The organism is Micromonospora sagamiensis, assembly GCF_014680085.1.
Lineage (GTDB): Bacteria > Actinomycetota > Actinomycetes > Mycobacteriales > Micromonosporaceae > Micromonospora > Micromonospora inyonensis.
Map to the genome: position 1 here is coordinate 6,788,506 of NZ_AP023438.1, position 12,712 is coordinate 6,801,217.

General features: G+C 72.7%; 12 protein-coding genes. 2 read left to right on the forward strand and 10 right to left on the reverse strand.

The annotated features are described in order from the left end of the window. Positions 1-57 precede the first annotated feature (57 nt). Positions 58-1,209: a dihydrodipicolinate synthase family protein gene (locus tag IGA62_RS28920; protein WP_145817515.1), complete on the reverse strand. Its 1,152-nt coding sequence runs from the start codon at positions 1,207-1,209 to the stop codon at positions 58-60. Further along, positions 1,206-2,357 (reverse strand): Gfo/Idh/MocA family protein, encoded by a 1,152-nt coding sequence (locus IGA62_RS28925; protein WP_145817513.1) that lies wholly within the window; start codon positions 2,355-2,357, stop codon positions 1,206-1,208. The genes IGA62_RS28920 and IGA62_RS28925 overlap by 4 nt, the downstream gene beginning before the upstream one ends. A gap of 193 nt (positions 2,358-2,550) precedes the next feature. Here IGA62_RS28925 and IGA62_RS28930 point away from each other — a divergent pair, with 193 nt between their 5' ends. Continuing rightward, positions 2,551-3,567, forward strand: a complete 1,017-nt coding sequence (locus tag IGA62_RS28930) for a LacI family DNA-binding transcriptional regulator (protein WP_145817511.1) — start codon at positions 2,551-2,553, stop codon at positions 3,565-3,567. 76 nt (positions 3,568-3,643) lie between these two features. Here the strand turns inward: IGA62_RS28930 and IGA62_RS28935 are convergent, their stop codons facing one another. The 8 genes from IGA62_RS28935 to IGA62_RS28970 are packed head-to-tail and all read right to left on the reverse strand — an operon-like array spanning position 3,644 to position 11,133. Next, positions 3,644-4,246 carry a bifunctional 4-hydroxy-2-oxoglutarate aldolase/2-dehydro-3-deoxy-phosphogluconate aldolase gene (locus tag IGA62_RS28935; RefSeq protein WP_145817509.1) on the reverse strand — a complete coding sequence of 201 codons (603 nt, stop codon included), beginning with the start codon at positions 4,244-4,246 and terminating at the stop codon, positions 3,644-3,646. 2 nt (positions 4,247-4,248) lie between these two features. Next, positions 4,249-5,238: a sugar kinase gene (locus IGA62_RS28940; RefSeq protein WP_232624815.1), complete on the reverse strand. Its 990-nt coding sequence runs from the start codon at positions 5,236-5,238 to the stop codon at positions 4,249-4,251. Next, entirely contained in the window at positions 5,235-6,155 is a 921-nt protein-coding gene (locus tag IGA62_RS28945; RefSeq protein WP_232624816.1) for a DUF6807 domain-containing protein, read from the reverse strand. Before IGA62_RS28945 ends, IGA62_RS28940 begins: the two co-directional genes overlap by 4 nt. After that, the gene (locus IGA62_RS28950; RefSeq protein ID WP_145817507.1) at positions 6,152-6,763 is read right to left on the reverse strand and encodes a hypothetical protein; all 612 of its coding nucleotides are present in this window, start codon (positions 6,761-6,763) and stop codon (positions 6,152-6,154) included. Before IGA62_RS28950 ends, IGA62_RS28945 begins: the two co-directional genes overlap by 4 nt. A 4-nt stretch (positions 6,764-6,767) precedes the next feature. Continuing rightward, entirely contained in the window at positions 6,768-7,646 is an 879-nt protein-coding gene (locus IGA62_RS28955) for a carbohydrate ABC transporter permease (protein WP_186499819.1), read from the reverse strand. Beyond that, positions 7,643-8,626: a carbohydrate ABC transporter permease gene (locus IGA62_RS28960; protein WP_145817505.1), complete on the reverse strand. Its 984-nt coding sequence runs from the start codon at positions 8,624-8,626 to the stop codon at positions 7,643-7,645. Before IGA62_RS28960 ends, IGA62_RS28955 begins: the two co-directional genes overlap by 4 nt. 28 nt (positions 8,627-8,654) lie before the next feature. Beyond that, positions 8,655-9,995: an ABC transporter substrate-binding protein gene (locus IGA62_RS28965; protein WP_190289232.1), complete on the reverse strand. Its 1,341-nt coding sequence runs from the start codon at positions 9,993-9,995 to the stop codon at positions 8,655-8,657. 19 nt (positions 9,996-10,014) lie between these two features. After that, positions 10,015-11,133 (reverse strand): LacI family DNA-binding transcriptional regulator, encoded by a 1,119-nt coding sequence (locus tag IGA62_RS28970; RefSeq protein WP_145817503.1) that lies wholly within the window; start codon positions 11,131-11,133, stop codon positions 10,015-10,017. A gap of 244 nt (positions 11,134-11,377) precedes the next feature. On the opposite strand from IGA62_RS28970, the gene IGA62_RS28975 reads away from it, so the two are divergent. Then, positions 11,378-12,706: a Gfo/Idh/MocA family protein gene (locus IGA62_RS28975; protein ID WP_145821933.1), complete on the forward strand. Its 1,329-nt coding sequence runs from the start codon at positions 11,378-11,380 to the stop codon at positions 12,704-12,706. The last annotated feature ends 6 nt before the right edge of the window (positions 12,707-12,712 follow it).

A 12,712-nucleotide genomic window follows, 5' to 3' on the forward strand; every position in this document is an offset into this window, starting at 1 on the left:
TGGCCTGGTTGAAGGAGAACCGGGCCAGCCCGGCCGACCGGTCGACCCGGGGGGCGGTCACTGGGCCACCCCGGCGACGGTGAGGTACGCGCGGGCCCGGGCGGCGGCCAGGTCGGGGTCGGCCAGCAGCCCGGCGGCATCGGCGAGGACGAGCAGCCGGGCCAGGTGGGCCGGGGACCGGCCGGCCTGCTGGCCGCCGACCATGGTGAAGTGCTCCTGGTGGCCGGTGAGCCAGGCCAGGAAGACGATCCCGGTCTTGTAGTGCCAGGTCGGCGCGGTGAAGAGGTGCCGGGCCAGCGGCACGGTCGGCGCCATGATCCGGTCGTACGCCGCCAGGTCGCCGTCGTCGAGGGCGGCCAGTGCCGCGCCGGCAGCCGGGGCGATGGCGGCGAAGACGCCGAGCAGCGCGTCGGAGTGGCCCTGCTCGTCGCCGCGGATCAGCTCCGGGTAGTGGAAGTCGTCCCCGGTGTAGAGACGCACCCCGGCCGGCAGCCGGCGACGCAGGGCGATCTCCCGGTCGGCGTCGAGCAGGGAGACCTTGATCCCGTCGACCCGGTCGGCGTGGTCCTTGACCAGCTGGACCACCGTGTCGGCGGCCAGGTCCAGGTCGGTCGAGCCCCAGTAGCCGGTCAGCGCCGGGTCGAACATGTCACCGAGCCAGTGCAGGACGACGGGTTCGTCGCTGGCGGCGAGGAGGTCGGAGTAGACGGCGAGGTAGTCCTCCGGCCCCGAGGCGACCGCCGCCAGGTGGCGGCTGCACATCAGCACCGGCCGGGCGCCGCTGGTCAGCACCTCCTCCAACTGCGTGCGGTACGCGACGACCAGGTCGGCGACCGGGTACTCCCCCGGGGCGAGGTGGTCGGTGTTGACCCCGGCGACGATGCGCCCACCGACGCTACGGGCCTCGGCGGCGCTACGACGGATCAGCTCCCGGGTGGCGGTGTGGTCGAGCCCCATGCCCCGCTGGGCGGTGTCCATCGCCTCGGCGACGCCGAAGCCGTGGGCCCAGAGGTGGTGGCGGAAGGCCAGGGTGGTGTCCCAGTCCAGGGCGGCCGGGGCACCGGGGACGTTCTCCGCGCGCGGGTCGGCGACCACGTGCGCGGCGGCGTACGCGATCCGGGCGGTGGGCGGGCCGGCCGGCCGGGCGAAGCCGGCGCCGCCGGTCAGCCGGTAGGTCTCCCCGCCGGGTAGGCGGACCTCGGCGGTCACCGGTCCAGCTCCGGCACCTCGACGCGGCAGCCCTCCCGGGCGGAGAGCAGACCGAGCTCGGCGAGCTGCACGCCCCGGGCGCCGGCGAGGAAGTCCCAGCCGAACGGCTCACCGGCGACGACGTGCCGCAGGAACGCCTCCCACTGCACCTTGAAGCCGTTGTCGAACTCCTCGTTGTCCGGCACCTCGGTCCACTGGGACCGGAAGTCCTCGGTCACCGGCAGGTCCGGGTTCCACACCGGCTTGGGGGTGACCGCCCGGTGCTGGACCCGGCAGCCGCGCAGGCCGGCGACGGCGCTGCCTTCGGTGCCGTCGACCTGGAACTCGACGAGTTCGTCCCGGTTGACGCGGACGCACCAGGAGGAGTTGAGCTGGGCGACGATCCCGCCGGCCAGTTCGAAGATGCCGTAGGCGGCGTCGTCGGCGGTGGCCGGGTAGGCGTTGCCGGCCTCGTCGACCCGACGGGGGATGTGCGTGGCGGTGACACAGGTGACCGCCTTGACCTGCCCGAAGAGTTCCTCGAGCACGTACTGCCAGTGCGGGAACATGTCGACGACGATGCCGCCGCCGTCCTCGGCGCGGTAGTTCCAGGAGGGACGCTGGGCAGGCTGCCAGTCGCCCTCGAAGACCCAGTAGCCGAACTCGCCGCGGACGGAGAGGATCCGGCCGAAGAACCCGCCGTCGATGAGGCGCTTGAGCTTGCGCAGGCCCGGCAGGAAGAGCTTGTCCTGCACCACGCCGGTCCGCAGGCCGGCGGCGGTCGCGGCGCGGGCCAGGTCGAGCGCGGCGGCGCTCGTCTCGGCCATCGGCTTCTCGGTGTAGATGTGCTTGCCGGCCTCGATGGCCTGGCGGATCGCCTTCTCGCGCTGCTGGGTCACCTGCGAGTCGAAGTAGATCCGGACGTCGTCGCGGGCCAGGACGGCGCTCAGGTCGGTGGTCCAGTCGGTCAGACCGTGCCGTTCCGCGATGTCGCGGAGCCGGGTCTCGCTGCGGCCGACGAGCACGGGCTCCGGCCAGATGGTGGTGCCGTCGTCCAGCGGAACGCCGCCCTGCTCGCGGATGGCGAGCAGGGAGCGGACGAGATGCTGCCGGTACCCCATGCGGCCGGTGACGCCGTTGAGGATGATGCCGATCGGCCTGCGGGTCATGGTCTTCCTTCCACCTCAGGCAAGCGCTTTCCCAAGCAGAGTATGGGCCGGCGACCCGCCGGGCAAGGCCTTTCCTGCGCCTGTTCGCCCGGCGTGCCGGACCGCACGGCGGCTGGGACCGCCCTGCCCGCTGCGGTAGCCTGAGGCCGCGCCCGACGGCGCGCCCACATCAGCAGAACACTCGGGGGTGGCCATGGCGACGCTGGCCGACGTCGCCCGACGGGCCGGGGTCTCCCCCGCGACCGCGTCGCGGGTTATCAACGGCAGCAGCAAGACCGTCACCGAGGAGCTGCGCGACCGGGTGCTGCGGGCCGTGGCCGACCTGCGCTACGTCCCGAACGCCCACGCCCAGCTCCTGGCCCGTCCCCACCGCAGCGTGGTCGGCGTCATCGTGCACGACGTCTCCGACCCGTACTTCGCCGAGATCACCCGAGGGCTGCAACGGGTGGCGACCGCGCGCGGCAAGTTGCTCATCATCTGCAACAGCTACCGGGACCCGGAACGGGAACTGGAGTACGTCGACCTGCTGCGCGGCCAACAGGTCGCGGCGATGATCCTGGCCGGCTCCGGCTACCACGACGACAGCTTCACCACCCGGCTCAACGAACAGCTCGCCGCGTACGAGGCGACCGGCGGCCGGGTCGCGGTCATCGGGCGGCACGAGCACGCCGGCGACGCGGTGATGCCGGCGAACGAGAACGGCGCGTACCTCCTGGCCCGGGAGCTGCTCGCGCTCGGTCACCGGCGGATCGGGGTGGTGGCCGGCCCCCGGCTGCTCACCACGACCACCGACCGGTTGGCCGGGCTGCGCCGCGCCCTCGCCGAGCAGGAGCTGACCCTGCCCGAGGAGCACGTCCGCTACGCCGAGTTCGACCGGGACAGCGGGGCCGGGGCGACGGCCGCCCTCCTCGACGAGGTGCCCGGCGTGACGGCGATCGTGGCGCTCAACGACTCCATGGCCATCGGCGCGCTGTCGCTGCTGCGGGCCCGGGGGGTGGCCGTGCCCGGCCAGGTCTCGGTCACCGGCTTCGACGACATGCCGATCGCCCGCGACGTCACGCCGACCCTGACCACCGTCCGGCTGCCGCTGGTCGAGATGGGGGCACGGGCGATGACCCTCGCGCTGGAGCCGGAGGCCGCCGGCGACCGGATCGAGGTGCTCGACGCCGGGGTGGTCCTGCGCGACAGCACCGGCCCCGCCCCGGCCTGACCGGCCACCGCGCCCCGCCACCCCGGCCCGCTCCGACAGCGTCGGGCGGGCCGTCGTTTCCGTCCACCGGTTCCGGTCAGCCCCGGGCCAGCTCGGCGAGCCGGTCGATCTGCGCCGGGTCGGCCAACGCGGAGCCGACCGCCACCACCCGCACCCCGGCGGCGAGGAAGTCACCGGCGTTGCCGGCGTCGATTCCGCCGGTGGCCACGAACCGCAGTTCGGGCAGCGGGCCGGCGACCGCGCGGAACCACTGCGGACCGAGGCTGACGGCGGGGAACGCCTTGAGCCACCGCAGCCCGTGGTCCCGGGCCCGCTGCGCCTCGGTGGGGGTCGCCACCCCGGGCAGGTGCGGCAGGCCGCACCCGGCGGCGGCGTCGACCACCGCCGGGTCGAAACCCGGCGCGACGGTGAACGCCGCCCCCGCGTCGGCGGCCGCGCGTACCTGCTCGACGGAGTAGACGGTGCCCGCCCCCACCCGGCGGTCCCGCTCCTCGCCGGCCTGCACCGCGGCCCGCAGGGCGGGCAGCGCGTCCGGGGTGCGCACCGGCACCTCCACCACCTCGATGCCCAGGTCCCAGGCCCGGCCGGCGAGCCGGACGGTCTCGTCCGCGGGCAGGTCGCGCAGGATCACCATCACCCGGGCGCGGCCGAAGACCGGGGCAAAGTCGTGCGGAGTCATGGTCAGGTCCCTTCGGGGCGGGGGTCGGGCAGGCGCACCGTCGGCCAGCGGTCGGCCGGCACGCCCGCCAGGTCGTCGAGGTCGGCCCGCGGAGACAGCGGGGCGTGGTCGCCGGGCACCCGGAGGGCGTGCGCGGCGACCAGGTGGCCCCAGCGCAGGGCGGCCACCGGGCCGAGGTCGCGCAGCAGGGCGGACAGGTAGCCGGCGGCGAACGCGTCGCCCGCGCCGACCGGCTCGACCACCGGGACACGCAGCGCCGGCACGAAGCTCACCCGGCCCTCGCGGGCCAGCGCGGTCGCGCCCACCGCCCCGTCCTTCACCACCACCACGGACGGTCCGGGCAGCAGCCGGCGCACCGCCGCCGGGTCGGGGGTCCGCCACAGCGACCACGCCTCGTCCAGGCCGACGAACACCACGTCGGCGTGGTCGGCGAGGTGCCGCAGGACCGGCGCGGCCCGCTCGACGGGCCACAGGCGGGGCCGGTAGTTGACGTCGAAGCTGACCGTGACGCCGGCCAGCGGTCGCGCGACGAGTGCCGCCTCGACCAGCGCCCGGCACGATCCGGAGAGCACCGGGGTGATGCCGCTGAGGTGCAGCAGCCGGGCACCGGCGGCACCGGCGAGCGACGCCGGGTCGAGCCGGGACGCCGCCGAGCCGGCCCGGTAGTAGTGGACGCGCGTCCCGTCGGGGGCCGGATCCTTGACGTAGACGCCGGTCGGCGCGTCCGGGTCGACGGTGACCCCGGTGACGTCGACCCCGGCGTCGGCGACGTGCCGCAGCACCATCCGGCCGAACGGGTCGTTCCCGACCCGGCTGGCCCAGGCCGCCCGGTGACCGAGCGCGGCGAGGTACATGGCGACGTTGGACTCCGCGCCGCCGACGTGCACCGTCATCCGCTCGGCCCGGTCCAGCGGGACCGACCCGTCGGGACTGAACACCACCATGGTCTCCCCGACGGTGACCGCCTCGGGACCGGGCGGCCCGCCGGTCACGGCCGGTCCAGCCGGGCAGCCAACGCGGTCGCGGCGTCCCGGTCGAGGTGGCCGTCGAGCACCGCGATCCGGTGCCGGCCCGACCGGGACGTACCGGCCGGGATCACCCGGGGGGTGTCGAAGGCGAACGCCGCGCACACCCCGGGATACATGCTGCTGCGCACGAACCACCGGTCGCCGTCGGCGAGGCCGGCGAAGAGCAGGGTGTACGCCGCTCCCGCCGCCGTGGTGCCGGCCAGCACGACCCAGGGCTCGGCGCTGCCGTTGACCCGCTCCTCCCCCTCCGCACCGGCGGTGAAGACCCGGGGCGGGGTGGCGGCGACGGCCCGCCAGAAGAACCCGCCGTAGCCGGCGCCACCGGGACGGCCGTTGGTGGCCGGGCTGCCGAGGGTGACGTCCGTGTCGTCGGGGGCGGTCAGGGTGTAGTCGAGGTCGAGCACCCAGCCACCGTCGTCGAGGGCCCGCGCGGCCAACCGGCGTCCCTCGGTGAGCAGGATCCCGCCGTCGCGGTCGCACCAGTGCAGCCGGTGCGCCAGCCGGCCGGGGTCGCGCCGCTCCCAGTCGACGTGGCGGATCCGGCCGTGGTCGTGGCGCCAGGTGTAGCCGGCGTCCCGGACGTAGGTGCGCCCGCCCCACAGGTTGGTGCCGTTGACGTCCTGCACGGTCAGGGACGCGCCGAGGTGCCAGACGTGGTCGGCGGGAAGCGCGTCGGTGACCGCCGTGCCGGCCAGGGTCCGCACCGGGTGCAGGTAGGGACGGGGGCCGTGCCGGGCGTCCAGGTCGGGGGCGAGGACGTACCGGGCCACCTCCCGCTCCCCCACCCGCAGTCGCGGGTCGTCCGGGCTCCCCGGGTCGACACCGGCGTGGGCAGGCTCGGACGGGTGGTCGGTCACCGGCGCGGCGGTCGGTTCGGTCACGGGTGCTCCCCTCGGGTCACCGGGAGGCGTCGGCTCACGGCGTGCAGGGCGGCCACGGCGTACCCGGCGAGGATCGGCACCGCGACCGGGTGGACCAGGGCGGTGAGCAGCACGACGATCGCAGCCACCACCCCGGTGCCGGCCCACAGCGCCGGCCGGTCGAGGCAGGCGCGGGCGGCGGTCCGGGCCGCCGCCCGCCAGCCCCGGCCGCCCGTCCGGCCGACCTCGACCACGGCCACCGCGGCGTAGCCGAGGGCCGCGGCCACCACCACGGCGGTGACCAGCACCATCGGCGTGCCGCCGGGCACCGTGCCCCGGGCCAGGGCGGTGAGGTCCACCACGACCAGCGCGGCGACGGCCAGGGCCAGCAGCGTCGCCGGCACGCCGGGCAGCACCGCCCGGCCGTACCGGCGCAGGTTGTCCCGCGCCGACGGCCACGTTCCCGTGGTCAACCAGTCGTGCACCGCCGCGCTGGCGCCTGCGACGGCCGCCCCGGCGGTCAGCACCGGCAGCGCGGCCAGGACCAGGGCGAAGCCGAGCACCGCCAGGTCGCTGGCGTCGCGGGCGGTGTCCCGCCAGTCCCGCCGGGCGGGCGCGTCGACGCTCATCACGTCACCCCTTCAGACCGCTGGTGTTGATGCCTTCGACCAGCATCCGTTGGAAGGCGACGAAGAACAGGAACACCGGCAGCAGGGAGAGCACCGACATGGCGAACATCGGTCCGACCGCGCTCTGGCTGGTGGAGTCGATGAACAGGGTCAGCGCCACCGGGACGGTGTAGTCCCCGAGTTCGGAGAGGAACACCAGCTGCCGGAAGAAGTCGTTCCAGGTCCAGATGAACGAGAAGATCGCGGTGGTGACCAGCGCCGGCCGGCTCAGCGGCAGGATCACGTGCCGGAAGATGCCGAACGAGCTGGCCCCGTCGATCTTGGCGGCCTCGTCCAGCTCGCGCGGGATGCCGCGCATGAACTGCACCATCAGGAAGACGAAGAACGCCTCGGTGGCCAGGAACTGCGGCACCAGCAGGGGCAGGTACGGCCAGTCACCGCCGACCATGCCCATGCTCCGGAACAGGATGTACTGCGGGACGATCAGCACGTGGCCGGGGAGCAGCAGCGTCCCGATCATCACGGCGAACCAGACGCCCCGCAGCCGGAACCGCAGCCGCGCGAAGGCGTACGCGGCCAGTAGGCAGGAGACCGCGTTGCCGACCACCGAGAGCAGGCTGACCATGGCACTGTTCAGGAAGAACCGGCCGAAGCTGATGTCGAAGTTGGTCCACCCGTCGCGGTAGTTGCCCGGTGTGAAGACGTCCGGCAGGAGGCCGATGTTGCTGACGATCTCCTCCTGGGACTTGACCGAGGTGCCGAGCATCCAGAACAGCGGGTAGAGCACCACCCCCAGGATCGCGACCAGCACGAGCAGGCGTACCGTCTGCCGGCCGGCGCCACCGCGCCGCCGGACGGTCGCCGGGGTTGCGATGGCCGTCACCGGTCCTCCCCGTCGGAATAGTGCACCCAGAACCGCCCGGTGCTGAAGAAGACCGCGGTGATGATGGCGATGGCGAGCAGGAAGACCCAGGCCATCGCGGAGGCGTAGCCCATCTCCAGGTCGGTGAAGCCGGCGATGTACAGGTTGAGCGTGTACATCAGGGTCGAGTCGACCGGGCCACCGGTGCCGTTGCTGAGCACGAACGCGGCGGTGAAGCCCTGGAAGCCGTTGATCGTCTCCAGCACCAGGTTGAAGAAGATCACCGGGGAGAGCATCGGCAGGGTGACGTTGCGGAACTGCCGGAACTTCCCGGCGCCGTCGACCGAGGCGGCCTCGTACAGCTCGGTCGGGACCTGCTTGAGCCCGGCCAGGAAGATCACCATGGGCGCGCCGAACTGCCAGATCGCCAGGACCATCAGGGTCTCCAGCGCCCAGTCGGGGTCGTTGACCCAGGGCTTGCCCTCGATGCCGAAGAGACCGAGCAGCGAGTTGAACGCGCCGTCGCGGTTGAACATGTTCACCCAGACGATGGCGAGCGCGACGCTTCCGCCGAGCAGCGACGGCAGGTAGAACAGGCCCCGGAACAGCCCGACCCCACGCCAGGCGTGGTTGAGCAGCAGGGCCACCCCGAGCGCGGCGGCCAGCTTGAGTGGCACCGCGATCAGGGCGAACTTCAGCGTCACCTGGACCGCGTGCCAGTAGGACGGGTCGCTGGTGAACATCCGCTCGTAGTTGGCGAAGCCCACCCACTCGACCTCCGACCAGGGGGTCAGGATGTCGTAGTTGGTGAAGCTGAGGTAGAGCGACAGGAGCATGGGGATCGCCGTGACGGCCATCAGGCCGATGAGCCAGGGTGACAGGAAGACGTATCCGGCCAGACCTTCGCTGTGCCGGAGTCCGCCCGCCCCGCGGCGGTTGGCGCGGGGCGGGACGGATCCGGTGCCGCGGCGGGTCGGGTCGGGCGCGGTGGTCAGGGCCACGGGCCGACTCCTTCCGAGCGTTGGCGGGTCAGGCGATGGCGGACTTGCAGGCGTCGACGAACTGCTTCGCCGCCTCGGCCGGGGTGGCCCGACCGTACTGCGCGTTCTCGGCGGCCTTGGTCAGCTCGGACCGGACCTTGCTGTGCCCCTTGATCGGCACCTGCGGCGCCGCGCCGAACTTCTGTGCCAGCTCCGACTCGACCTGGATGGACTGCTTCATGGCCGGGTCGGAGACCGCGTCGCTGACCTGCTTGCGCAGGTCGAGGTTGGAGGGCAGCCCTCGGTCGGTGCCGAGGATCTTGACCGCCTCCGGGTCGTTGGCCAGGAAGTTGAGCACGTCGACGGCGATGTCCTTGTGCTTGCTGCCCCGGAACACCGACCAGTACATCGAGGCGCGCGCCCACTGGGCGCTCGGGTCACCCGGGTACGCGATCACGCCGAGCTCGTCCTTGGTGTTCTTCTTCAGCTCGGGCATCTGGTTGACCCACACCCAGGATGTCGCCGCCTTGCCGGTCACCACGAGCTGCTTGGTGATGTCGGTGGCGTTGCCCTCGTGGATGACGTCCGCGCTCGGGGTCGCCTTCCGGTCCCGGGCGCCCTTCCACAGCTCGAACCACTTCGTCACGTCCTCGACGGTGAAGCCCAGGTCGGAGCCGTTGTAGAGGTCCTTGCCCTGCTGGCGCAGCCACACCCAGAACGCCTTGTAGTCGGCGCTCGGGTCCTGGGTGCCGAGCTTGGTCTTCTTCGCCACCTGCTCGGCCCAGGCGATGTGCTCCTCCCAGCTCTGGCCGGTGGTCGGCTCGGGGAGGCCGTGGCGCTGGAGCAGGGTCTTGTTGTAGACCAGACCCTGGGTGTTCTCCCCGGCGGCCACGCCGGCCAGCTTGCCGTCGACGACCCCGTACTGCCAGAGGCTCTCCGGGAACTTCGACACGTCGAGGTCCCCGCCGTCCTTGTACTTCGTCAGGTCGAGCGTGGTGTTGCGGGAGGCGTACTCGGAGAGGTAGTTGTCGTCGATCTGGAAGATGTCCGGCGGGTTGCCGCCCGCGGTGAGAGTCGCCAGCTTGTCGAAGTAGCCCTGGTTGGCCTGCCAGGTCTTCTCGAACGTGACGTTCGGGTGCTTCTTGGTGTAGAGGGCGAGCGCCTCCTCGGTCAGCTTCGCCCGGGCCTCGCCGCCCCACCAGAAGATGGAGAGCTTGACCGGCGCGTTCGGGTCGGAGCTGGCGGCCTCGTCGTCGCCGCAGGCCGCGGCGCCGAGCACCAGCGGCGCGGCGACGACCGCCGCGAGCAGCCCGCGGAGCAGCCGACGGCGCGGGGTACGGTGGGCAGGCCCGGGGGGCGGGCCGGCGGTGGGGACGGTTGCGGGGTGCATGTGCGCTCACTCCTTGGCGTTAGGAGGCGACGACGCCACCGGCGGCCGCCACCGGGTGACCCGGGCCCGCAGGACAGTGCGGGTCCGGGTCGGCGACGGCACCGGAACGGCTTCGACCGTCCGGGGTTGCGGGTGCGGTCGAGTCGCGGATGACCAGTTCGGTCTGGAGCAGTACCTGTGCGGTGGTGCGACGGTCGTCGGACGTGCCGCTGCGGACACCGCGCGCGCGAACGCCGGTGTCGTGTTGCAGGAGCATGTCCACGGCCGTCCGGCCGGCGGCCGAGGTAGGCGTGGCCACCGTCGTCAACTTGGGGCGGGTGAGCCGGCTCAGCGCGATGTCGTCGATCCCGACGACGCTGACGTCCTGCGGCACCCGGATCCCGCACGCGTCGAGCCCTTCGATGAGCCCGATCGCCATCAGGTCGTTGTAGGCGAGCACCGCCGAGACCCCGCTGCGACGGACCTGGTCGGCCAGTCCGGCACCGCCGGTCTCGGTGGGCGGGTTGGGGCCGAGGACGGTCAGCTCGGCGCCCCCGGTCCGGGCCGCCGCGACGGCGGACCGGCGGATCTCGCGGCTGGTCCACGAGCCACGCGGACCACTGAGCAGGGCCAGTTTCCGGTGGCCGAGGTCGAGCAGGTGCTCGATCGCGGCGCGGGCGCCCTGGCCCACGTCCATCATCACGCAGGGCAGCCCGGCGACCTGCCGGTTTATCACCACCAGCGGCACCTCCCGGCTGAGCTGCTCGATCAGGCTGTTGCTCATCCGGGGGCTGCACAACAGGACGCCGTCCACCTGCTTGGCCAGGGCGTGGACCAGCTCCTCCTCGGCGACCGGGTCCTCGTTGGTGTCGGCGACGAAGACGTGGTAGTCGCGGTGGCGGGCCTGGCTCTCCGCCGCCTTGATCAGGGGTGGGAAGAACGGGTTGGCGATGTCGGCGATGATCAGCCCGATGTTGTGGGTCCGTCCGGTGATCAGGGCACGGGCGGCCCGGTTCGGCCGGTAGCCGAGCTCCTCGGCGCAGGCGAGGACCCGGACCCGGGTCTCGGGATTGACCAGGTGCGGGGCCGAGAACGTGCGGGAGACCGTGGAGATGTGCACGCCGGAGGCCCGCGCAACGTCTCGGATGGTGGCTGGCACGGCGACCCCTTGGTTGCGGGTGTGTGTGGCTGTGGTCACGTGGGTGTCGCCAATTAATGCAAACGGTTGTGTTGCTGTCAACGGGTTCCTCGATGTCGGTTCTGTTTCGGCCGCGCTCCCATCCCCCGCCCATCTACGGACAAATACGGATGTAAAACACCGCTTTGACATCGACCGTTGACGCAGGCGTAACCGGCGTGGTTACTTCGCTGCAAACCTTTGCAGCCGCCGGGAGGCGATCGTGATGTCATCCGGAACCGGAACGCGGGTTCGGCACGCCCTGGTGGGCACCGGCGCCCGAGCCGAGATGTTCGTCCGGGCGCTGGTGCTCGACCACGCCGACACCGCCGAGCTGGTCGCCTTCGCCGACGTCAACCAGGCCAGGATGGACGCGCACAACCGCTGGCTGGCCGAACTCGGCCACCCCACGGTGCCGACGTACCACGCCGACGACTTCGCCGCGATGCTCGTGAAGGAGCGGGTCGACGTGGTGCTGGTGACCAGCGTCGACGTCACCCACGACGAGTACGTCGTGGCCGCGCTGCACGCCGGCTGCGACGTGGTCACCGAGAAGCCGATGACCGTCGACGCACCCCGCTGCCAGCGGATCCTCGACGCGGTGGCGCGGACCGGCCGGCAGGTGCGGGTGGCCTTCAACTATCGCTACAACCCTTTGCACGAGAAGGTCCGGCAACTGCTCGCGGACGGGGCGGTCGGCGAGATCGGGTCGGTGCACTTCGAGTGGCTGCTCGACGTCCGGCACGGGGCCGACTACTTCCGCCGCTGGCACCGCGACCGGGCCAACTCCGGCGGGCTGATGGTGCACAAGGCCAGTCACCACTTCGACCTGGTCAACTGGTGGCTGGACGCCACCCCGGTCGAGGTCTACGCCGCCGGCCGGCTGTTCTTCTACGGCGAGCACGGCCGCCGGCACGGCTACGCCCGCGACTACGACCGGGTGCACGGCTCCCCCACCGCGTCCGACGACCCGTTCGCCCTGCACCTGGCCGAGCATCCCCGGCTGCGCGAGCTGTACCTCGACGCCGAGGGCGAGGACGGCTACCACCGCGACCGCAACGTCTTCGCTCCCGGCGTCACCATCGAGGACGACATGGCGGTGCTGGCCCGCTACTCCAGCGGCGCGACCATGACCTACCACCTCACCGCCTACGCACCGTGGGAGGGCTACCGGGTGATGGTCAACGGCAGCCGGGGCCGACTGGAGCTGGAGGTCGTGGAGAGCCACTTCGTCAGCCCGGCGGCGGCCGGGGCGCTCAAGGGCGCCGCGCTGCACGGCGCGGAGGCGGCGGTCGAGGAGGGGGCGGCCACCCTCACCCTGCGTCCGTTCTGGTCCCCGCCGCAGCAGGTGCCCGTCGAGGGGTACACCCGGGAGGGACACGGTGGCGCGGACGCCCGGATGAACCGGGTCCTGTTCGGCGGCGAGCCCGACCCGATGGGCCGGGCGGCGACCGCCCACGACGGCGCGTTGGCGCTGCTCACCGGCCTGGCCGCCAACCGATCCTTCGACACCGGGCAGCCGGTCCGGGTCGCCGACCTGCTGACCCTGCCCTGACCCGCC

Bases quoted from the DNA above. Each gene is read 5' to 3' on its own strand.
- IGA62_RS28925 (WP_145817513.1), bottom strand. From the start codon at position 2,357: ATGACCCGCAGGCCGATCGGCATCATCCTCAACGGCGTCACCGGCCGC.
- IGA62_RS28930 (WP_145817511.1), top strand. From the start codon at position 2,551: ATGGCGACGCTGGCCGACGTCGCCCGACGGGCCGGGGTCTCCCCCGCG.
- IGA62_RS28935 (WP_145817509.1), bottom strand. From the start codon at position 4,246: ATGACTCCGCACGACTTTGCCCCGGTCTTCGGCCGCGCCCGGGTGATG.
- IGA62_RS28950 (WP_145817507.1), bottom strand. From the start codon at position 6,763: ATGAGCGTCGACGCGCCCGCCCGGCGGGACTGGCGGGACACCGCCCGC.
- IGA62_RS28965 (WP_190289232.1), bottom strand. From the start codon at position 9,995: ATGCACCCCGCAACCGTCCCCACCGCCGGCCCGCCCCCCGGGCCTGCC.
- IGA62_RS28975 (WP_145821933.1), top strand. From the start codon at position 11,378: ATGTCATCCGGAACCGGAACGCGGGTTCGGCACGCCCTGGTGGGCACC.